This is a genomic window from Zhenhengia yiwuensis (assembly GCF_014384995.1).
Lineage (GTDB): Bacteria > Bacillota > Clostridia > Lachnospirales > Cellulosilyticaceae > Zhenhengia > Zhenhengia yiwuensis.
This window is the reverse complement of record NZ_JACRSY010000004.1, coordinates 131,520-154,222: the sequence shown is the minus strand read 5'-3', so window position 1 is coordinate 154,222 and position 22,703 is coordinate 131,520. Positions and strand designations below refer to the sequence as shown.

Annotated in this window: 22 protein-coding genes; 4 read left to right on the top strand and 18 right to left on the bottom strand. The window is 34.6% G+C overall.

What is annotated here, in order from left to right; all coding sequences use genetic code 11:
- Positions 1 to 26: 26 nt before the first annotated feature.
- The 3 genes from H8718_RS03855 to dapB are packed head-to-tail and all read left to right on the top strand — an operon-like array spanning position 27 to position 2,710.
- The gene (locus tag H8718_RS03855) at positions 27 to 1,025 is read left to right on the top strand and encodes an aspartate-semialdehyde dehydrogenase (RefSeq protein ID WP_177670129.1); all 999 of its coding nucleotides are present in this window, start codon (positions 27 to 29) and stop codon (positions 1,023 to 1,025) included.
- A gap of 21 nt (positions 1,026 to 1,046) precedes the next feature.
- Positions 1,047 to 1,925, top strand: a complete 879-nt coding sequence (dapA, locus tag H8718_RS03850) for a 4-hydroxy-tetrahydrodipicolinate synthase (protein WP_249331651.1) — start codon at positions 1,047 to 1,049, stop codon at positions 1,923 to 1,925.
- Positions 1,926 to 1,951: 26 nt separating this feature from the next.
- Positions 1,952 to 2,710 carry a 4-hydroxy-tetrahydrodipicolinate reductase gene (dapB, locus tag H8718_RS03845; protein WP_177670133.1) on the top strand — a complete coding sequence of 253 codons (759 nt, stop codon included), beginning with the start codon at positions 1,952 to 1,954 and terminating at the stop codon, positions 2,708 to 2,710.
- Positions 2,711 to 2,759: 49 nt separating this feature from the next.
- Here the strand turns inward: dapB and H8718_RS03840 are convergent, their stop codons facing one another.
- The 5 genes from H8718_RS03840 to H8718_RS03820 form a co-directional block, all read right to left on the bottom strand.
- On the bottom strand, positions 2,760 to 3,725 hold the full coding sequence (locus tag H8718_RS03840; protein WP_177670135.1) for a hypothetical protein: 966 nt from the start codon (positions 3,723 to 3,725) through the stop codon (positions 2,760 to 2,762).
- Between the two features lie 37 nt (positions 3,726 to 3,762).
- Complete coding sequence (locus H8718_RS03835; protein ID WP_283246144.1) at positions 3,763 to 4,296, bottom strand: cob(I)yrinic acid a,c-diamide adenosyltransferase; 534 nt, start codon at positions 4,294 to 4,296, stop codon at positions 3,763 to 3,765.
- A gap of 14 nt (positions 4,297 to 4,310) precedes the next feature.
- Positions 4,311 to 4,979 carry a M48 family metallopeptidase gene (locus H8718_RS03830; RefSeq protein ID WP_177670137.1) on the bottom strand — a complete coding sequence of 223 codons (669 nt, stop codon included), beginning with the start codon at positions 4,977 to 4,979 and terminating at the stop codon, positions 4,311 to 4,313.
- Between the two features lie 102 nt (positions 4,980 to 5,081).
- Positions 5,082 to 5,744 carry a single-stranded DNA-binding protein gene (locus H8718_RS03825; protein WP_177670139.1) on the bottom strand — a complete coding sequence of 221 codons (663 nt, stop codon included), beginning with the start codon at positions 5,742 to 5,744 and terminating at the stop codon, positions 5,082 to 5,084.
- Between the two features lie 94 nt (positions 5,745 to 5,838).
- Positions 5,839 to 6,468 carry a hypothetical protein gene (locus tag H8718_RS03820; protein ID WP_177670141.1) on the bottom strand — a complete coding sequence of 210 codons (630 nt, stop codon included), beginning with the start codon at positions 6,466 to 6,468 and terminating at the stop codon, positions 5,839 to 5,841.
- 201 nt (positions 6,469 to 6,669) lie between these two features.
- Between H8718_RS03820 and H8718_RS03815 the strand changes: the two genes are divergently transcribed.
- Entirely contained in the window at positions 6,670 to 6,876 is a 207-nt protein-coding gene (locus H8718_RS03815) for an aspartyl-phosphate phosphatase Spo0E family protein (RefSeq protein WP_177670142.1), read from the top strand.
- 58 nt (positions 6,877 to 6,934) lie between these two features.
- Here H8718_RS03815 and H8718_RS03810 read toward each other — a convergent pair whose 3' ends face one another.
- The 13 genes from H8718_RS03810 to H8718_RS03750 form a co-directional block, all read right to left on the bottom strand.
- Positions 6,935 to 7,657, bottom strand: coding sequence for a polysaccharide deacetylase family protein (locus H8718_RS03810; RefSeq protein WP_249331649.1), 723 nt, complete (start codon positions 7,655 to 7,657; stop codon positions 6,935 to 6,937).
- Between the two features lie 122 nt (positions 7,658 to 7,779).
- The gene (locus H8718_RS03805) at positions 7,780 to 8,577 is read right to left on the bottom strand and encodes an NlpC/P60 family protein (protein ID WP_249331647.1); all 798 of its coding nucleotides are present in this window, start codon (positions 8,575 to 8,577) and stop codon (positions 7,780 to 7,782) included.
- Positions 8,578 to 8,877: 300 nt separating this feature from the next.
- Positions 8,878 to 9,363: a PTS sugar transporter subunit IIA gene (locus tag H8718_RS03800; protein WP_177670148.1), complete on the bottom strand. Its 486-nt coding sequence runs from the start codon at positions 9,361 to 9,363 to the stop codon at positions 8,878 to 8,880.
- Positions 9,364 to 9,429: 66 nt separating this feature from the next.
- Positions 9,430 to 10,884 (bottom strand): N-acetylglucosamine-specific PTS transporter subunit IIBC, encoded by a 1,455-nt coding sequence (nagE, locus tag H8718_RS03795; protein ID WP_249331645.1) that lies wholly within the window; start codon positions 10,882 to 10,884, stop codon positions 9,430 to 9,432.
- A gap of 50 nt (positions 10,885 to 10,934) precedes the next feature.
- Positions 10,935 to 11,756, bottom strand: a complete 822-nt coding sequence (locus H8718_RS20750) for a PRD domain-containing protein (RefSeq protein WP_177670152.1) — start codon at positions 11,754 to 11,756, stop codon at positions 10,935 to 10,937.
- Between the two features lie 12 nt (positions 11,757 to 11,768).
- The gene (ptsP, locus tag H8718_RS03785) at positions 11,769 to 13,412 is read right to left on the bottom strand and encodes a phosphoenolpyruvate--protein phosphotransferase (protein ID WP_249331644.1); all 1,644 of its coding nucleotides are present in this window, start codon (positions 13,410 to 13,412) and stop codon (positions 11,769 to 11,771) included.
- 17 nt (positions 13,413 to 13,429) lie between these two features.
- On the bottom strand, positions 13,430 to 13,687 hold the full coding sequence (locus tag H8718_RS03780; RefSeq protein ID WP_177670156.1) for an HPr family phosphocarrier protein: 258 nt from the start codon (positions 13,685 to 13,687) through the stop codon (positions 13,430 to 13,432).
- 245 nt (positions 13,688 to 13,932) lie between these two features.
- Entirely contained in the window at positions 13,933 to 14,673 is a 741-nt protein-coding gene (gene nagB / locus H8718_RS03775) for a glucosamine-6-phosphate deaminase (protein ID WP_249331689.1), read from the bottom strand.
- Positions 14,674 to 14,683: 10 nt separating this feature from the next.
- Positions 14,684 to 15,835, bottom strand: a complete 1,152-nt coding sequence (gene nagA / locus H8718_RS03770) for an N-acetylglucosamine-6-phosphate deacetylase (RefSeq protein WP_249331641.1) — start codon at positions 15,833 to 15,835, stop codon at positions 14,684 to 14,686.
- Between the two features lie 55 nt (positions 15,836 to 15,890).
- The gene (locus H8718_RS03765) at positions 15,891 to 18,503 is read right to left on the bottom strand and encodes a GH36-type glycosyl hydrolase domain-containing protein (protein WP_249331639.1); all 2,613 of its coding nucleotides are present in this window, start codon (positions 18,501 to 18,503) and stop codon (positions 15,891 to 15,893) included.
- Positions 18,504 to 18,578: 75 nt separating this feature from the next.
- Positions 18,579 to 20,189: a glycoside hydrolase family 3 protein gene (locus tag H8718_RS03760; protein ID WP_249331637.1), complete on the bottom strand. Its 1,611-nt coding sequence runs from the start codon at positions 20,187 to 20,189 to the stop codon at positions 18,579 to 18,581.
- Between the two features lie 134 nt (positions 20,190 to 20,323).
- Positions 20,324 to 21,736 (bottom strand): phosphoglucomutase/phosphomannomutase family protein, encoded by a 1,413-nt coding sequence (locus H8718_RS03755; protein WP_177670164.1) that lies wholly within the window; start codon positions 21,734 to 21,736, stop codon positions 20,324 to 20,326.
- A 58-nt stretch (positions 21,737 to 21,794) separates the two neighbouring features.
- A complete protein-coding gene (locus H8718_RS03750; protein ID WP_249331635.1) occupies positions 21,795 to 22,685 on the bottom strand; it encodes a carbohydrate ABC transporter permease in 891 nt (296 codons plus the stop codon).
- Positions 22,686 to 22,703 lie beyond the last annotated feature (18 nt).

Sequence of the window (22,703 nt, the reverse complement as noted above, 5' to 3'; positions counted from 1 at the left end):
AAAATGTTAGGGAGGATCTCATCATTATGAAAAAAATTAATTTAGCGGTTGTAGGCGCAACTGGCATGGTAGGACGTACATTTTTAAAGGTTTTAGAAGAAAAGAATTTACCTATTGAGAATTTTTATGTTTTTGCTTCAGCTCGTTCAGCAGGCTCTACTCTTACTTTTAATGGTAAAGAATACACTGTTCTTGAACTTAATGAAAACAGCTTTAAAGATTATCAAATCGATATTGCTCTTTTCTCAGCAGGTGGTGGCACAAGCTTAAAATACGCTCCTATTGCAGCAGAAAGCGGATGTATTGTTATTGACAATAGTTCTGCATGGCGTATGGATCCTAATGTTCCTCTTGTTGTGCCTGAAGTAAATCCTGAAGATATTAGAAATCATCAAGGTATTATTGCAAATCCGAACTGCTCTACCATACAAGCTGTTGTTGCACTTAAACCTCTCCATGAATACTATGGTATTAAGAGAATAGTTTATACTACATTCCAAGCTGTATCAGGCGCTGGTATGGGTGGATGGAGTGATCTTGAAGAAGGACTTAAAGGCCAGGCCCCTAAAAAATTCCCTCATCCTATTGCAAACAACTGCTTACCTCATATTGATGTTTTCTTAGAAAACGGTTATACAAAAGAAGAAATGAAAATGGTTGAAGAAACTCGTAAAATCCTTCATGATGATACACTTCGTATTACAGCAACAACTGTTCGTGTTCCTGTATTTAACAGCCATAGTGAAAGTATTAACGTAGAACTTAATAAACCATTTGAAATAGATGAACTTATAAACAGACTATCTGCATCAGAAGGCATTATTGTTCAAGATGATTTAGCTAACAATATTTATCCTTTAGCTATTAATGCAACAGGTCATGATGAAGTCTTTGTTGGACGTATTCGTCGTGATGAAAGCCTTGAACATGGTATTAATCTCTGGGTTGTAGCTGATAATATTCGTAAAGGTGCTGCAAGTAATGCCGTACAAATCGCTGAATGGATTATTGCAAACATGATGTAAAAGTGAAAGGACTGATGATAAATGATTTTTAAAGGTGCAGGTGTAGCAATCGTTACACCATTTAATGAAAACGGAAGTATTAACTTTAATAAACTTAGAGAAATAATTGATTTTCAAATAGAAAATGGTACAGATTCTATCATTATCTGTGGTACAACTGGCGAAGCTTCTACTATGACAGATGAAGAACACCTTGAATGTATTAGAGTAGCTGTAGAACAAACTGCTGGTCGCGTACCTGTTATTGCTGGTACTGGTAGCAACGATACACATCATGGTATCACCCTTACAAAACGCGCTAAGGAACTTGGTGTGGATGCTACACTTCAAGTTACACCATACTACAACAAAACAACTCAAAGAGGACTTATCGAACACTTTAAAGCAATTGGTGAGGCTACTGACCTTCCTATGATTCTTTATAATGTACCATCTCGTACAGGTCTTAATATAACTCCTCAAACAGTATATGAGCTTTCAAAACTACCTTATGTTGTAGGGATTAAAGAGGCAAGTGGTAACCTTTCACAAGTAGCTCAAATTGCACGTCTATGTGGTCCTGACTTTGCTATTTACTCAGGTAACGATGACCAAATCATTCCTACACTTTCTCTTGGTGGTGTAGGCGTTATCTCTGTACTTTCAAACGTAGCACCAAAACAAACACATGATATGGTAGACCTTTACCTTAAAGGTGATACAAAAGAAGCACTTAAACTGCAATTAGACTATTTACCAGTAATTGATGCACTATTCTGTGAAGTAAATCCTATTCCAGTTAAAGCTGCTATGAATATGATGGGCTTTGAAGTAGGCCCTTGTAGATTACCACTTACAAATCTTGAATCAGCAAATGAAGAAAAAGTTACAGCTGTTCTTAAAGCAGCTGAACTTATTTAATATTTCTTACAGAAAGGGTGATGCACATGACCAATATCTTAATGCATGGCTGTAATGGTCGAATCGGTCAAGCAATCGTTCGTATCATTAAAGACCATCCAAACTTAAATCTAGTAGCCGGTGTAGACCCTAACCTTTCTATACCGAATACATTCCCTGTATTTGATCATATTAGTGCTTGTAATGTGCCTGTTGATGTAATCGTAGACTTCTCTACTGCTTCAGCGGTTAGACCACTTCTTGAACATGCTATAACTAAGAAAATCCCTGTCGTTGTATGTACAACAGGACTTTCTGATGAAGATATCGAATTTGTTCACGAAGCAAGTAAGCATATTCCTGTATTCTTCTCAGCTAATATGTCACTTGGTGTAAATTTACTCATTACACTTGCTAAACGTGCTACTGAAGTACTAGCTGATAGTGGTTTTGATATTGAAATTATTGAAAAACATCACAATCAGAAAGTAGATGCACCAAGCGGTACAGCTCTTGCTATTGCAGATGCTATTACAGGTACACTAGATGAAAAATACGCACTTCGTTACGACCGTTCAGGCGTACGTGAAAAACGTCCTAAAAATGAGATTGGTATACACGCTATACGTGGTGGTACAATCGTAGGAGAGCATGATATCCTCTTCGCTGGAAACGATGAAGTCATCACCTTATCTCACTCTGCAGCTTCAAAAGAAGTTTTTGCTGTAGGTGCTCTTAAAGCAGCTGCCTTCCTTCACGGCAAAGCAGCAGGACTTTATAATATGGAACATCTTTTAGACAGTTAATAAAAGTGGCTATTGCTTGGTGCAATAGCCACTTTTATTATACTTCATATTATTTATTTTCTACTTTTATTTCATTCTTTACTTCTTCATTAGCTTGAATATCTTCTTCTAGCATAGAAGCAAGTTTACCAACAAAAATGAGCACTGAAGGTACAATACTCATAATTAAACTTGCTGTTATGCCATATTGACTAATCACTTTAGCTGTTTCTCCTGTTGCCTGTCCTATCTCCTTACACATGACACCAATAAAGGAAGTAGCCACTGGTAAGATATACCTTTCATAAATACCAATATCCCATATAAATAGCATCCCTAAAACATACATAATCATGGCACTTACTGATATAGATATGCAAGATAAGAACTGTACAATCTGTAAACTTATATTACGGCAAGCTCTTCCTACTAAGAAATATACAAGGAAGATGGCAAGTGTCATACCTACTGCAAATAAGTTTTTCATCTTTATATCGCTCATAAAAGCTGGATTCATAGCTGCAAATGCATAGGCTCCCATAAACAAGTAAAAATGTACGCCCCATACAAGCACAATATTATAGCAAAACTTCATAACACTACTTTCACTAGATGCCATACTACGCCCTATTTCTAATGCTAGCATACTTACTACTACAAATCCCATCATTAAAACTGCCACTATAATATCTCTAGATATTTCTTGATCCATAAGGATTGAAATTTTATTTAAAGGTTGGTAAATCTGTGGTACTATCTTTTTAAAAAGTGCCATAAGATCTGCACTCTTTAGTATCCGGGCTACTGCATATACGGTGACACCTACCCCATAGGGAAGTATAACAGCTATACGCCCTGCCCGTTTATCTCCATGCCTTTGCATAAACCCTATTATCATATACATAGCCAAAGTTCCTAAAACAAGTAGCTCTGGTGTATAACTAAACAACTCTACATTCTGTCTTACAAGTAAAATTAGTAATAAATAAGCCCCTACACCGATGCCAAAATTAACCCACGTGTTTTTATTTCGCATACGTATCCCCTCTTACTTTTATCATCAAGTGTACTTCTTAATACTCTATTCCCTCTCTTGCCATTACACCTTTTTCCATAGGATGTTTAACAGCTTCAATATAGCTTATATAATCTACTTTATCTTTTAATACATCTGGCAATACTCTTCCTGTAACAACAAGTTCCATAAATTCTGGTTTTTCTTCAACCAAGCTTTGAAGATCTTTAACATCCGCAAATCCCTTTTCAATTACGCCAAGCACTTCATCAAGAATAAGAATATCACATTCCCCTGTATCCATAACTTTCTTTGCAAATTTAAGTGCCATATGAATTTCTTGTGCAAGTTCACTCTTTTCTTCATCTGTAAGCGTCCAAGTAAAACCACGTTCTTTTTCAAAGTGGAACACTTTAAACCCTGGTTCTAGTGTTTTTAAAAGTCTACATTCGCCTGTATTATCATTTTTTAAGAACTGGATCATGATTACCTTTAAATTACTACCTAATGCACGTATACCTAATCCTATAGCTGCTGTGGTTTTTCCTTTTCCCGGTCCACAGTATACCTGTATAAGCCCTTGTTCCATCATAGTCACCTCTTCATTTATATATCTAAAATATTTCCTTGCTCTTTTAAATAACTCTGTCTTGTTTTATAGTCTGGCATTACCTTAGCAATTGCATTCCAAAAAGCTTTGCTATGGTCAAAATATATTAAATGCATGACCTCGTGTAATACCACATATTCAATCACTTCTATTGGTGCACTCATTAATCTTATATTATAAGAAAGTCCACCTTTACTTGAACAACTTCCCCATCTCGTCTTTTGCTTTCTTAACGTCAATGAGCTATACTTACACCCTAATAAATTACAATATTTATCTGTTAGTGTCGTAAATAATTTTAAAGCTTGTTCTTTAGTATACATCTCTAATTGAGTTTTTATAAGAAAGTGGTCTTTTTTATTAGGTGTTACAATTGTAAGTACGCCATCTGCTACACTTACTGCAACTTTCCCAGTCGGTTCTTCATCAATGCATACCTGAAGCTTTTTGCCTAAGTATAAGATTTCTCCATTATGAAGCCAATCTTTTCGCCTAGCTAAATTCTCTTTATCTCTAATAGTCTTATTAATCCAGACCTCATGTTTTGTAACGATTTTATCAATCTCTTCATGAGAAATATCATAAGGAGCCTTTACAACAATACTTAAGTCATCTTCAATATGAATTGTAACAGATTTTCTTCTTTGCCTAATAATCTTATACATACTTTCTCCTTTCTATGTAAAAGATTATACTCTAAAATTCAAACATTTTCTATATATATCATACAAAAAGCAAGGCATATCCTATGCCTTGCTTTTTGCGTTTTATTCTACTTTATGAAGTTCTTCAACTCGCGTGGTCTCATCTAAAATTTCCATTTTAGAAATAGATACTTCATAAGCTACCTTGCTAATAGCCTCTCCTGTCTCTAGCTTCTTCTGATAAGATCTACTTTGTATTCTGCCCCATATCTCAATATGTGCACCTGTTTTTAAGTTTTGGGCATACCTTGCATTTCTTCCCCAAGTAATACATGGTATGTAGTCTGACTTGTGATAAGAACGATTTACTGCTAAAAGCAAGTCTGTAATTTCTCTACCAAATGGGGTTGTGCGATAAATAGGGTCTTTGCATACAAATCCACTTAAATAAATAGTATTTTTATTCTTCTTCATTTCTTCTTCTGGTACTTCTTTAATCTCTAAGGCAAATATGGTAAGAATAAGGCGGTTCTTGCCTTCTTCATATTGATTATAGGATCTAAATTGACCTGTAATATCTAATACTTTACCTTCTATATTACCTAGTGTAGGTAATAGTCTCTCAGAAACAGTTACTGGTAAAACATCAGAAGAATCACTCAGCCTTGGTACTTCAAGGTTAAAACTATAGAATCCTTCTCCATATACTTTATGACTATAAGTCAGCTCACTTATAGCTTTTCCAACTATGAGTACTTCGTTATTTTCTAGTATGTGCTCGATCATCCTTACACCTCTCCCTTATCCTCTTTTTGTTATTTAAAAAACTTCATCTGTCACTATAATTTATATGAACACTTGTACAATTTTATTACTCTATTTAATTTTCATTCAATCTAATACCATAAATAATAAGTGTAGCAACTGCTGCAAGAGTAGCCTCTACATCATTAAAAGGAACTTCTATGCCAAACTCTCTTAGAGTGGTTGCCGCTCCTTCTAATGTAGGCATACAAGATTTAATACAACATTGTACATTTAGGCTACCATCTATCTGTATCTCAGCACTGGTAGCCGATACACTGGCATCATCACTCCATCCATAGGTAATATACTTTTTATTTTTTTTATGATAACTTTCTGGAATTATATAGTAATTAGCCTTAATCATGTTTAAAAGCTTGCTCGGCAGGACACCTCTATTAAAGAGATATTTTCTATCATATGATGTGTCTTCAAAAAATAGAGCAATATTGAACTTAATATTTTCATAAATAGCTTTTTCCATAGCTTCCTTGGATAACTCGACAATAAGCAAATCTGGATGTTTATGAAGCTTAATTTGTTCAATATAATCACGGAGAGGAATTTTTTTATTATTATAATACACAACTGTTTCATTAGGGGTAATGTGTGCCAGCTTAAGCCCATTATAAATACTTGCATTCTGGATTAATTGCAAAGCATACTTACTACTTGCTAGGTTATTGTTAACCGCTACAGTTATCATGTGCACCCTCCTTATGTAAGCCTTTTATCTTAATACCAAAAATTATTTTGTGCTATTAGTGTTTGCTTGTTATATCTTTTTATGTGTTATAAACATTGGTAATCATAAATAGTCACATTCTTTAATTTTCTGCATATTTTATAGTGTAGGCAGCTTTAGTACACATCATGTCACTCCATATGAGAAATGAGGCGAAGTGTCATGCATAACAAGATGCTAGACCAACAGGCAATTCTTAATACAAAAAAACAACTCGCTAGAGCTATTGAAAAACACAACTATGATTTACAAGCACCTGAAGTTTTAGAACTTAGTAAATGCCTCGACAAATTAATGCTTCCAGCATTTAAATCCCAATTAGATTTTTACAATTATTATTTAAATCATTCTCATCCTTTTATGACATAAGCTATGCATTAATGCATAAAAATAGGGCCTGCTAGTTGCTTCCACTAGCAGGCCTCTTTTAATTGCTATACTGTCTTCCTGTATGATCAATCGTATAATTGTCTTTTATAATAAGCTGTGATACAGGAACGAGTTCATACCCCTTTCCTTTTAGCCCTTCTATAATAGTAGGTAAAGCATCTTTAGTATACTTCGTTGCATTATGAAGCAGGATAATCGAACCAGGAGATAAGTTTTTGTGTTTTAAAACACGATCTATCATTTCTTGTTTACCATAGTTTTTCCAATCTAGTGAGTCTACATCCCATTGAATGATATAGTATCCACTTTCCTTAGCTGCTTCTACTACAGTATCATTGTATTCGCCATAAGGTGCACGATAAAGATTAGCATCTATACCTGTAATTTCTTTAATGGTATTATGGGCAAAACGAATGTCTTTCTTAATTTCTTCTTTACCCATCTCTGTTACATGAGGATGTTTGTCAGAGTGACTTGCTACATCATGCCCTTTTTCAGCAATTTTCTTTGTAGCTTCTGGATACTTTCTCATCCAATCTCCAACCATAAAGAAGGTAGCCTTTACACCATGCTGATCTAGTGTCTCTAATATCTCATCTATATCATCAGCCCCCCATGCACAGTCAAAAGTAAGCGCCACCTGTTTTTTATCTGTAAATACGGAATAAATAGGTAATAGTTTTGCACTTACTGTTATGGTACTTAATAAAACAACACATATAATAACGAATAGCTTCTTATATCTTTTTAATTTATGCATGTCACAGCCTCCTATTTACATATTTTCACTTTTACTAGTTTTTTGCTAATCTCTAAATTTTATTCAGTAAATGAGATAAATAAAAAAACTTAGTATAGTTTATACCATACTAAGTCCTATTCTTAATCAATAACACGTTTTGTACCAATAATTGGTTTTCCATAATATAGCTCACCCATCGTAATGCCTGTCTTAGGTGTACTTGCATGAATGATTTCCCCTTCACCTGCATAAATAGCTACATGATCAATATGCCCATTATAGCCATAAAATACAAGATCTCCTGGTAATAAATCGTTTTTGCTTACTTTATACCCATCACTTGCATACTGTGAACGTGAACTACGTGTAAGCTGAATATCAAAATTTTTAAATACTTGTTGTACAAATCCTGAGCAGTCTACTCCCTTTGTTAGGCTATTTCCTCCATATACATATGGATTGCCTAAAAACTGTTTTGCATAACCAATAACTTCTTCACCAAGATATGTTTCTTCTTCTATTTCTACTTCTTCCACAATTGTTTTGGTATAAGGAATAAGACTTAAAGAAGACTCGTCAATTTGTTCCTTATATATGTATCCATCAATACCTTCAATTTCTATGTGGTACCAGTTATCAATTCTTTCAATTACAAATACTGGTATACCTTCTTTTATATAATTAATAATATCCGCATCTGGACTAGGTTCTCTACGTACTTTCGCTTCTTCTACAATAACCTTTGAAACAGCACCTTCATCTGTTGCAAATGTGTCTAATAATTCATTTTCTGCTGTAATCGGTGTTCCCGCAAATACAGCGTCGGCATTTATAATAAGTTGTTGAGGTGTCACATTTTCTATCGTCTGCGCGTTTGTAGTTGCTACCATAGCCATTGCTATTAATAAAGTTGAACTTATAAACTTTGTGATAGTCATTGTATTGCCTCCTTCAAATATATTTTATTAAGTAATTGTTACATACTTATTATATCTGCCGTCACACATGTTGTCAATCAATTTACATCATTTTCTCTATCAGTTTTTTTATCCCACCTTAAATAATAGGTTATTTTATACTACTTTTAACTTTTCACCTAACCTTTTTTAGTGATTTTCAACATATTCTATCTATATTATTTAATCCACTCTTTCTTTTTATATGTAATAATTTATTAATTGTTTAGGATTTCACATAAAAAATAGGTAATAGATTTCTCTATTACCTGTTTTTCTAATTTATTTATTCTTTTTTAATACAAGTACAACAGTTTCCCCTGCCTGTACTTCGCCCATTTTATACTCTTTAAACTCTACTTCATCTGCATTTGTAATAATAAATGGAGATATAATAGATTTTCCTAACTCTTCAATACGTTTTAAGTCGACTTCTAAGATAGGTTGCCCTTTCTTAACTGACACTCCTTCTTCTACAAGGCGTTTAAAACCGTCTCCTTTTAATTCTACTGTATCAATCCCAATATGAATTAAAAGGTCTAATCCTGTAGATGTTTCTATACCTACTGCATGATTAGTTGGGAAGATCTGAACCACTTTGCCATCACAAGGTGCTACTACAGTCCCACTTGTAGGTTTAATAGCTATACCATCTCCTACCATTTTCTCTGCAAATACTGGATCAGGTACTCCTGATAATTCTACTGCCTCTCCTGTTAAAGGTGAGCATAATTCAATCCCTTTTAGTTTATTTAAAAATCCAAACATTTTCTGCCTCCTTTTAAAATAGTAAAGCCGATACAGACTCCTGCATCAGCTTTACTGCTTTAGATGTTATAATAACTTTTTCATTTCTTCTGCGATAAGCTCTGCTTTTGTTCCTACAATAACTTGTAAGTTTTTACTATTAGGCCTCATAATGCCAGCCGCACCAAGAGCCTTCATATCTTTTTCTTCTACTATTTTTGAATCTTTCAGTGTAAGACGAAGACGTGTAATACATGAGTCTACCTCTTGAATATTATTCTTGCCACCTAATTTTTCAATATACATAGCAGCCAGTTCACTTAATCCTTTATCTTCTACAAGATGTGCCATTTCATCTGTTTCTGCATCATTTTCACGCCCTGGTGTAGGAATATTAAACTTTTTAATAGCAAATACAAAAATAAAGAAATAAATAACTGCAAAAATTAAACCAATTAAAATAAGCATAAATGGTTTTTCTGAAATACCCCAGTTAATAGCTAAGTCAATGGCACCTGCTGAGAAAGAAAATCCACTTCGAATACCTAGTAAGTTAACAACTGCCATAGAAATACCTGTAAGTACTGCATGGATACCATAAAGAACGGGCGCAAGGAACATAAACATAAATTCAAGTGGCTCTGTAATACCTGTTAAAAATGCTGTGAAAGCTACTGATGCTAACGCACCACCAACTACTGCTTTATTTTCTTTTCTAGCACATACATACATAGCAAGTGCTGCTGCTGGAAGAGCAAACATCATAATAGGGAAAAATCCTGTCATAAATTTACCTGCTGTAGGATCTAATGCAAAGAAACGGTTTAAATCTCCTGTAGTTCCATTGTAGTCGCCGTATAACTGCCATACATAGTTATTGAGTACATGGTGAAGACCTGTAGGAATTAATAGACGGTTGAAGAATCCAAAACAGAAGTCTCCCACTGCACCTGCTGCTGCAATAAAACTGTTAAGCGCAGCAAATACTCTTTCCACATATGGCCATATATAGCCTAATACAACACCGAGTAAAGTTGCTGAAAACCCTGTTACAATGGGTACAAATCGCTTCCCTCCAAAGAATCCCAAGAAATCTGGTAGCTTAATATCATAGAACTTATTATATAAGCATCCAGCTACAATACCAATAATAATACCACCAAATACACCTAAACTATGTGTTTCTCCTGCAAACTGTGGAAGTTGCCAAATAACTTTTGTAACATTTTCAAGCATTAAGAAACCAACTGCACCAGCAAGACCTGCTGCACCATGATTAGCTTTTGCAAGGCCAACTGCAATACCAATAGCAAAGATAAAGGCCATATTAGTACCAAATACAGCATTTCCTGCTTCACCACATACTTGTAATAGCGTATGAAGGAATTGGTTACCTATCTCTCCATCTACAGTTAGTGCACCTAGCTTGGTCATAACATCCGCTTGACCTAATCTGAGCAGGATACCTGCCACTGGTAGTACAGCAATTGGAAGCATTAAAGCTTTCCCTAACTTTTGAAGCTTGCTAAAAAAACCACTCATTCTTATTCCCCCTTAGAATAATTTTATATAAAGAGTATGTACTCTTTATTTTATTTCATTTGCATAAGCTTATGCATATCTACCGTCATATAAGCGATAATATCTGGCGTAAAACTTATATGCATCTCCTCTTCGATATGCTGAGCTATTTTAGTAGCTATTTTAAAACTCGTACCTAGACGCTTTCTTACATCTTCTTTCATTTCAAACTCAAGACTAGTATAATTATGCATCGTATCTACGTAAAATTTTAGTAATCTAAAAAATTCTTTATTAAAACTACTATCTAACCTAATAGGGGTTTTTAATTCCTGTTCAATGATCTGTAAGCATTCCTTATAGATTCTTGTGATTTTCATAATCTCTGTTAGGGGTTTGTTTTTTCTAGCTGAACATAGGTGCAAGGTAATAAACCCCTGTTCTTCTTCTCCAATATCTATCCCTATCTCATTTAGAATATGTTCCCTAGCAATACCGGCTATTTCATACTCTTTTCTGTATAGGGTTATGATCTCTTCAATAAAGGGATTTTCTATAGTAAGTCCCATCCTTAATCTTTCAATAGCAAACTCAATATGCTCTTCTAACATCTTTTCGCTATTTTCATTAAGCACACCTAAATTCTCCTGTGCAATCTCAATAATCTGATGGGTCAATTTTTTAATCTTAAGACTCATTTCATTTATTTCTTTTAGCTTTTTATCATTAGGACCGTGCTCGTGGAATACCTTTTCGATATTGGCGTTTGCTTTAATAAAATCACCAATTTTCTTTCCAAATCCAATCCCCTTGCTTACTAAAATAACTTCGTCTTTTTTTTCTTTTGCTAATACGACATTATTATTAAACACTTTGATGATTTTGTATTCCACAACTGTCACCTCCTAAAGTTTTAACTGTATTTTAGATGTATCAATCTGTTGAATAGTCTTTCTTACCTCTAAAACTGATGGTGCACTTACAGATAATTCATCAATACCCATACCTAGGAAAGTTTCTGTAAGTGTAGTATCTGCTGCTGCTTCACCACATATTCCTACCCAGATACCTGCTGCATGTGCATTATCTACTACCATTTTAATTAATCTTAAAACAGCTAAGTTATGCGTATTATATAAATGTGCAATTTTAGCATTCATACGATCTACTGCAAGCGTATATTGCGTTAGGTCATTTGTTCCAATACTAAAGAAATCTACTTCTTGTGCAAGTACATCCGAAATAAGTGCTGCTGCTGGTGTTTCAATCATCATCCCTACTTCAATATCTTCACTTACAGCAATCCCCTCGGCTAATAACTCCCTCTTTGTCTCTTCTAAAAGAGCTTTAGCCTCTTTAATCTCCTCTACTGTAGCAATCATTGGAAACATAATGCCTAGCTTTCCATATACACTTGCTCTTAATAAAGCTCTAAGCTGAACTTTGAACATGTCTACCTGGTCTAAACAAACTCTAATAGCACGATATCCTAAGAATGGATTTTCTTCTTTAGGAATATTAAGATAATGTAATTCTTTATCTCCACCTACATCTAATGTTCTAATAATAACACGATCTTCCATTGCTTCTATTACTTTTTTATAGGCTTCATACTGTGCCTCTTCTGTAGGTAACGCATGCCCATCCATATAAAGGAACTCACTTCTAAATAACCCAATGCCTTTTGCATCATTTGCTAATACACCTTCTATATCTTCTGGGCTACCAATATTAGCATTAATTTCAATTTCTATACCATCTACTGTTTTATTAGCAGTTCCTTTTAAACTTTGAAGCTTCTGTTTATAATTTCTATCTTCTTCTTGTTTAGCCTTCCAATAAACTAATTCTTCATCAGTTGGATTTATATAAATTTTCCCACTTTTTCCATCTATAATAATAGTACTATTTTTATCTAATTTTGTTAATATATTTTTTACACCTACTACTGCTGGAATCTGCATAGTTCGAGCTAGAATAGCTGAATGAGACATTTTCCCACCATCTTCTGTAATAAAACCTAAAACGTATTGTTTATTCATTTGAATGGTATCTGATGGAAATAAATCTTTTGCAATAAGAATAACAGGCTCATTAATATCTGCTAAAGATACTTCTTTCTCTCCTGTTAAAATACCAATAAGTCTTTTTGAGATATCACGAATATCTGCTGCACGTTCCTGTAAATATGGATCATCCATGCTTTCAAACATAGCTGCAATAATAGCGCTTGCCTCAGATACAGCATAGGCAGCATTATACTTTTCATCAGTAATGATACCTACTACTTGATCGTGTAAATCTAAATCCGCTATAAGCATCTGATGTACATCAAAAATTTGAGCATGTTCTTCTCCAACTTCTTCAAGAGCTTTTTCATATAGGACTTTAAGCTCAAGAGTTGCTTCTTCTTTTGCATCATTAAAACGTTTTATTTCTGCTTCTGTATCTGTTACCTTATGCGTTGGAAGTACAAAATCATTTTGTTGCTTGATAAATACTTTTCCAATTGCTACACCACTAGAAGCCCCAATTCCATCTAATATCATCTTTTCCACTCCTATAATTAATGACTCTCTTCAATTACAGCTTTAACTGCTTCTAATGCAGCCTCTTCATCACTACCCTCTACTGTGATTGTCAGTTCATCACCTTGTTTAGCACCTAAGGATAAAACCGCTAATAATCTTTTGGCATCAATAGCTTTTCCATCCTTTTCAAGTGTAATTTTTGAACTAAATTCTCCTGCTTTTTTTACAAGTACTCCTGCTGGTCTAGCGTGTAAACCTGCCTCACCTTGAACTTTTACAATTAATTGTTTCATATCCATTCCTCCTTAAAATAAATTGATTGACCTTAATATTGTCTACGCACCTTTTAAGAATTATTACGATAAATAAAAAAAGGCATAAACATTTACCCCTTTCTATTTTTAGAAAGAAATAAAGTTTATGCCTGATCGAATCAGTAACACACTTCTTGTGACTATATTAATAATATAGCTTTATTATAACTAAGTTTTTTTTAGCTGTCAATCTTGCTATAAAAACTTAGTTTAAAAAAGTTTTTTTATTCAATTTCACTTAAAAGTTCTGCTGCTGCTTCTTCATCTAATACAATTTTAACATCTTTGTGGAATTGAAGAATAGATGCTGGAACTTGTGGTGTAACTTTACCTAAAAGCATTTCTTTAACGATTGGCGCTTTACCTTTACCACTTGCTAAAAGTAAGATACTTTTAGCTGTCATGATTGTACCAATTCCCATTGTAATAGCTTGTGTTGGTACTTCTTCAATTGAGTTAAAGAATCTTGCATTATCTCTAATTGTTCTTTCGTCTAAAGTTACTTGATGTGTAATAGGATCAAATACATCACATGGTTCATTAAAACCGATATGACCATTTCCACCAATACCTAATACTTGTATATCTACACCACCTGTAGCACGCACAAGCTCATCATAAGCTTTACCTTCAGCTGCACAATCTGCAGCCATACCATTTGGAATATGAGTATTGTTAATGTCGATATCTACATGATTGAATAAATTATCTCTCATGAAGTAATCATAACTTTGATCGTTTGTTTTTTCGATTGGGTAGTATTCATCTAAGTTATAAGAAGATACTTCTTTGAAGCTGATTTCCCCTTTTTTGTTCATTTCAATAAGTTCTTTATACATGCCTACTGGTGTACCACCTGTTGCAAGCCCTAAAGCTGCATCTGGTTTTGCTTTTAACAACTCTGCAATAATCTCTGCACCTTTTTGGCTCATTTCATCATAGTTTTTTGCTACATAGATTGTCATGTCATTAAGCTTAATTGTTTTCATAAATCGTAATCCCCTTATTGATTGTATATTTCACATTAATGCTTTCATCAAATAAAATGATATCCGCATCTTTGCCTGTATCTAATGTTCCTTTAAATCCATCTACGCGTATTGTTTTTGCTGGATTGATTGTAGCAAATTCAATTGCCTTTTCAACTGGGCATTCTGTATTTTGCACTATATTTCTAAGTGCTTCATTAAGGCGCAAGATACTTCCTGCAAGTGTGCCATCTTCAAGACGTGCACTACCATCTTTTACGAATACAGCCTGTCCACCTAATGCATATTGTCCATCTTTACATCCACCTGCACACATACAGTCTGTAACAAGTACAAACTTATCTGGTGCTTTGGCTTTTATAACAAGAGGGAAAAGCCCCTTATTGATATGAATAGTATCACAAATCATTTCACAACTTACTTTTTCTGAAGCTAAAGCAGCACCTACTACTCCCGGATTACGGTGATGAAGTGGAGTCATTGCATTAAATAAGTGTGTTGTATGTGTAATACCAGCCTCAATTCCTTCCATTGCTTGTTCATATGTGGCTTTTGTATGTCCCATAGATAAAGCAATATCTGTTGAATGAGAAATTTCTTCGATGAAAGCTTTGGCTCCTTCTACCTCTGGTGCAATAGTAATGAGCTTAACAATATCTTGATAATTTTTAACGAATTCAATGGCTTCATTATTTGGTGCTTGAATGTATTTACCATTTTGTGCACCTTTAAAAGCTTCATTGATATAAGGTCCTTCCATATGTACACCAAGTACCTGTGCACCTTCGCTACCTTCTACCTTTACAGTTCTTGCTGCTTCTAATGCAGTAGCAATTTCTTCTTTTGACATAGTCATAGTTGTTGGTAAGAAACTTGTTACACCATTTTTAGCAATACCTTGTGCAATTGTGCGAATAGCTTCTGTTGTGCCATCCATTGTATCTTTTGTATCATATCCATGAATGTGTATGTCAATAAATCCAGGTGCTACATAGTTCCCTTTTGCATCAATAACCTCACAACCTTCTGGAACTTCATTTACATCCACAATTCCTTTTATTTGTTCTTCAAATAATAAAGCCTTATTTTCTATTACTTGTTCAGCAAATAAAATTTTACCATTTACTATAGCTCGCATTGTGTCCCTCCTTTTAACCATTCTTTCTTATTTTATTGTTACCCTAACTGCTAAATTAGTCAAGAATTTCTACTACAATTTCTTTATTATTTACAATGAACTCATTTGAAATCCATAATTTTTTAAGCTTCATAACATCATCATAAATGCCTTCTTGAATTTCTCCATTTATTTTAAATGTACGTTTACCTGTTTCATTGTTGCTATATTTCAGTACAAGGTTAGTCCCTCTTACTTTAAGAGCAAATTCAGTTGTAGCAAATGGAATATGCATAGATGGTTGAATCCATAAGCCTTTATATTGTGGTTCTACACCAAATACGAAACGAATAAATGTTTTAAGTACAACGTTAGAACTTCCTGTTTGCCAATCTTGCATAGACTCCCCATCAATTTGCTTTTCTTCATTATAACCATATGAGTTAGGCATTACATATGGAGATACAGATACTTTCTCATGTGTAAATGGCAAGCATTTTGAAAGTTCTTCCCAAGCACGCTCTGTTTCACCCATTCTGAAGAGAGACATAACACCAAATGTACTTGCATGGATATAAGCTGCACCATTTTCTGCTGTACCTTTTGGTAAGTTAGGAATACGACCTACCCCCGGTGTCCCTTTTTCAAAATGAGGTTCAAATGTTTTAAGACCATATTTAGATCCTAATCTATCATATGCTCCAAGGATTGTATCTTTAATACTCATATCTTTATCATACATACCAGCAAGTACCCAGAATGCATTAGAGGTAATACCATCACGTGATTCATGGTCTGGATCATCAAAGCTTCCTACAAAGTAGCTTCTTTCATCTCCCCATCCATGTACCAGACGTTTTTCCCCTTCTTCATTTTCAATAATAGCGTACTTAACAAGACCTTCTTCAATTTCTACCATTGCTTGTTTATACTCAGCTATTTTATCTGCATATTTCTCTGTATCTAAGATTTCAAGAAGTTCAATCATCTCATGGCAGTTTTGATAAACTTGAAGCGTAGCCATCACAGATACACCAGTACCGTATTCACGATCTTTACGCTTACTTACACCAAGTCCATCTAAAGCATCATTCCAGTCACCATAGAGTGCACATACACATTTTGTATAGTCATGGTCACGATTTGTAAGAAGGTAATTCATAATATCAAATAAATGGTCTAGTACTGAACTTGTCTTATCTGATTTTTTAGCTAAGTGTGCTTTATCATTTACAAAGTCATAATAGCCACATGTTTCATTCAAGAAGTTAAAGTCTTGTGTAAAACGAAGATAAGTTGCAATAGTAGAGATTACCCATACACCTTGGTCGATGAAAGGTCTAAGGTCCATATTAGGTGTATCCCCTTCAAATCTTGGAAGAGAATATTGTCTTGGGCAACGGCCATCTGGCTGAACAAAGTTAAGAGCCTCTAGCATTTTTTCACGAGCTACTTCTGGCTCATAGAACACTAAACCTTCAAGCGCTTGGAATACATCACGAATCCCAATAAGTGAGAAACTTGAAAGCTGAATATATCCTTTAATAACTGAGCAAAATTCAACTTGCTTTTTAAGGTGTTCAAAGAATGCATTAAATACTTCTTCTTTGATTTCCCCACTAAGGCGTTTACCAAAGACAGCCTTCATATTTTCTCCATGCATTGCTTCTGCCTTAATAATAGCTTCTTCTGCTTCATCAATGACTTCTGGAGTAGAACCCCCTCTAATAGCCACTTCCATATCTTCATCTTCAAAGCAATATGTCATGACAATGTCTTCTCTCATACTTGCGCCTTTTTCAAGTATTAAATGAAGCATATCTGCTGCTACGGATACTTCTGTAAAAGTAGCTACCTTCTTCGTATCACCAAACGTACCCTTATAGAGCGATGCTGGTGTGTGAAGTGAACTTCTTACTCCCCCTACATAATCATTACGTGAAGTTGTTTCTTCTGATGCTACTAATTCAGCGCCCTCACTAAGTGTAAGGTGTCTTGTAAATACCCCATAGTTTGGCGCCATCGCACCTCTATCTCTTTCTTCATAAACTTCAATAAGGAAGTTATTAAGGTTTTGTCCTTCATTTTTAGGCATAACAGTAGCTTGTCTGAACCAACGGTTTTCAGCACCTTCCATCACTGCATTTTTAAGGAAAGGATTGAAGTAAGAAGATACGAAGAACTCTTTTTTCTCTTCAGTATTATTTGTTGCTGAAACTGTGTAATACATCTTCTTATCTGCATCTACAAAAGTTCGAATAGCAAATGTAATCCCTTCCGCTTCTGTTACATAATAAGCACTTGCTTTTGTAAACACTGTATATCTTTCTGTTTGTACCTGTTCATCCATAACTGGTACCGATAAAATCGGAATAACTTTATAGCCCTCTTTCCCTTTAAAGCCTGCAAAGAAAGCTATTTTAGGCTCTTGTCCTTCTGAAGCTCTAAGATATGGAGAGAATAAGCCTTCATTGCTATGAATATAACCAGATGCATATACCCAGTAGTTAAATCCATTTTGTCCAAATGGATATCTACAATCTCCATCTTCTCTAGGAATAGCTAAAATATTATTGTTCTTAATAAAGAATGCTTTACCTGGCATTTCCTTTTCTTTTGCTAATGTTTCATTGCTTTTTAAGGTATGGTATTCATTTGCATACTCATTTACACGGTTAAAAAAACTCATTTTATTCACCTCTTTGTCTATTCGTACAAGTAGCCACTTGCAAACCTTTGTTTACCAAGTGGCACCTGTCTATTTTTATTCAAATAATTGTTTTGCTGGGTTGAACTCGAATTCTCCATCCCCGAAGATAGTTTCCACTAAAGCATCCAATGTAACTTGTGTTAAACCACCTGTTACAACTACATAATCACAGTAGTCTGCAAGAATTTTTGCATCCTCTGGACTTCTTGTAGCTACACCAATAATTTTCTTAGTTGGGCAGAAATCTCTAATATATTTAATTGTTTCGATCTGCTCTTCGAAGCAATATGCATTAACTGTTGTAAAGATAACAAAGTCAGAAATAATAGCAATATCTCCTACAGATACCATTTCCATATGTGTTGGACGCCATGGCATAATCACTTCTTTAGTGTTATTGTGATAGCCATGTTTTTTTACTGTATCTTCAATAGATAATTTATCATATAAGTTAATAGCATCACTCATTACAAGACGAGCTGGATTTCCAAAGATAATACCAAGTTTTTCTTTTTCTTCTAATTTCACTGGGAAGTCAGCTTTTTCACCTTTATAAAGAATAAGTGATTTTTTAGCAATTTCATAAGCAATTTTATCACCTTGCTCTTTATCAAAAGCTTTTCCTTCTGGAAACTCGCCACAATGGTACTTAGCTTTGTACTCTAATACTTTAAGACATGCTTCATTAATACGTTCTTCAGATACTGTACCGTTTTGAACACATTCTTCCATAAAATCTACATACCATTCTCCCGCACATGTAGACATAAGAAGATCACAACCTGCATTCATAGCTTCTACAAGAGGTTGTCTCTCACCATATGCATCAAGTACTGCCTTCATAATAAGGTCATCTGTTACAATAAGCCCTTTAAAGCCTAATTCATTCCTTAAATAGTCTACTACTTTCCTAGACATTGATGCTGGTTTATCCCCATCAAGTGGAGGGAATACACCGTGGTGCATCATGATGCAACCAAGACCATTTGCAATAGCTTTTTTATAAGGTACAAGCTCAACTTCTTCAAGGCGATTCATATCTCCAGGATGCACATCCATTTTGAAGTGTGTATCTTCTTGAGTTAAACGCATACCAGGGAAGTGTTTCCCACAAGCTGCAATACTATTATCTTCTAAGCCTCTAATAAAACCTGTTCCCATATCTGCAACAACATTTGGCTTACTTGAGTACATACGGTTATCTACTACAGGTACACCATTTTTGCGGTCATAGCTTACATCTAAAACTGGTGCATAACAGATATCAATACCAGCATAGTTTAATTCTTTAGCAACATGCTCACCTTGTTTGTAAGCCATCTCTTCATCATTAGCAAAGCCCATAGCCATATTCCCTGGGAACATTGTTGTTCCTTGGTGAATAGCTGTAAGTTGACCACCTTCTTGGTCAATAGTAAGCAGGATTGGAAGACCAAAGCGATTTTCTTTAGCATGAGCTTGAATACGTTTGTTCATTTCACGAAACTGCTCAAGATTTCTTACATTATTCCCTGAGAAAAAGATGATACCACCTAATTCAGTACGTTTATTCATTTCGATAAGAGATTCTGGAAGATCCTCATATCCTTGATAATATTGAAGAAAAGTTTGTCCGATTTTTTCACGGAGTGTCATTTGACTAAAAACTTCTTGTACGTTAAACATGTCTTCCTCCTAAATAGATAAAAATATGTTCTATTTTACCATATGTTCTATCCTTTTTAATACTCTAATTTCATTAATAATATTGGAACAACCTCCCCTTATGGGTGATTGTTCCAATCTCTTGAACATATATTCTACAATCCTAAAAACTCTAGCATAACTTGGCTTATAGCCTCTGCCTCTTCCTTAGTACTCATTTCAGTAAATACTCTAATAAGTGGTTCTGTCCCTGAGAAACGTGCAATAATCCACCCTCCGTTTTCAAAGTACACTTTACAACCATCTTCATAGCTTACCTTAGCTACTGGAATGTTAAATGTAGGAAGTTTTCTCTCTGTAAATAAAAGTTCTACTAATTCATCTTTTTTGGCATGTGAAAAACGATAATCCCCTTCAATCATTACATAATCTCCAAATTGTTCATGAATTTCATCTAACATTTCAGCAAGTCTCTTACCTGTTACACACATCATTTCTACAAGTAAGCCCGCAGCAAAAATACCATCTTTACCTTTGATATGACCGCGAATAGTAAGACCGCCACTACTTTCACCACCAATTACAGCATCTGTTTCTTCCATCTTTGCTGAAATATGTTTAAAGCCTACTGGAACCTCATAACACTTTTGTCCAAACTTCTCAGCAATAGCATCAAGAAGATGTGTTGTTGCTATATTTCTAACAACTGGTCCACTCCAGCCTTTGTATTTGAGTAAATAGTAGTAAAGTAATGCCATAATATCGTTTGGATGAATGAAATTACCTTTTTCATCAATGATACCAAGTCTATCTGCATCTCCATCTGTTCCAATACCAATATCGTACTTCTTCTCTACAACCATATTGGTCAGTCTAGCCAGTGTTACAGCACTTGGTGAAGGAAGTCTCCCTCCAAAAGTTGTATCATGACGATCATGGATAACATCCACTTCACATCTACAACTTATAAGAAGTGCCTGAAGAGAATTTTTAGATACCCCAAACATTGGGTCAACTAAAACTTTTAAACCTCTTTCTCTAATAGCACTTACATTGAGCATACCTAATATTGTATCAATATAATCATTAAATGGATTAATCTCTTTAACAAGTCCTGAAGCTAGAGCTTCATCATACTCCATTACTTTTACATCTTCTTTAGAAAGTTTTTCAATAATAGCTTCTACTTTTCCTGTTACTTCTTCTGTAGCATCTCTACCACCTAATGTAAAAATTTTAATACCATTATACTCTGCTGGGTTATGGCTCGCTGTAATAGCCATACCATAATGATTACCATGAGTTTTAGCATAATACATAATAAGGGGAGTAGGAGAAATTTTATTAATAATTTGAACTGGTATACCATTACCTGCCATAACTTCACATACCCACATAGCAGACCTATCTGATAAGAAACGTCTATCATATCCTACTACTAATCCCTCTTCAGTTACGTTTTCTTCAATCATCATATTAGCTACAGCTTGTGCCACTAATACAACATTATCTTTAATATAATCTTCTCCAATTATGGCTCTCCAGCCACCTGTTCCAAATTTAATCATTATCATTACTCCTTTTAAGTTTAAGCTATTTTACTTGCTGTAACTTTCCCCCATAACATCAACCCTTAACAGCACCTGCTGTAAGACCTTTAATAATATATTTCTGTAAGAATAAGTATACGATAAGAACTGGCACAACTACAAGAATTACAGATGCACACATTAAACCATAGTCTGTACCATATTGTGATCTGATTGTATCAAGCAATGCACAGATTGGACGTATTTCTTTTTTACGGATAATAATCTTTTGTAAGAAGAGGTCATTGTATGACCATAAAAATGTAAAAATTGCTACAGTTGCAAAGGAAGGTTTTGAAATAGGCACAATGATTCTGGAGAAAATCTTCCATGGTCCGCATCCTTCTACAACAGCCGCTTCTTCAAGCTCTAGTGGTATCGTACTCATAAAGCCAACCATAATAGTTATGGCAAATGCTAAGTTGCCTGCAATCTGAGGTAAAATAACACCTATATGAGTGTTTGTAAGCCCTACCTTATTTAACATCGTAAATACTGGAACAATAGTTGCAAATGCTGGGAAAAGTAATGCTGCCATAACAAGGGAATGTACAGCTAGTTTACCTTTAAAATTGTACCTCGATAAAATATATGATGCAAGACCACCAAATAACATAACTCCGACTACTACTGTTCCGGAAATAATAAGACTATTAATATACGCTCTCCCAATATTCATACGCGTAAAAGCTGTTATATAGTTAGTCCATACAGGTTCTTTTACTAAACTAAATGAATCCAGTAAAATTGTATTTCTCTCTTTAAAAGAGTTATTAAGTACCCAAATTAATGGGAAAATGGTTGTACTTGCCCAAAGTAAAAGTATAATATGAATAAATATTCTACCTATTGAGAACTGCTCTATTGGCCCAGAACTTTTTTTCAGCTTTAAGTTCTTTGGCTTACTATTTGCTAAATCTTTGGCCATGATTTCGCCCTCTTTCTT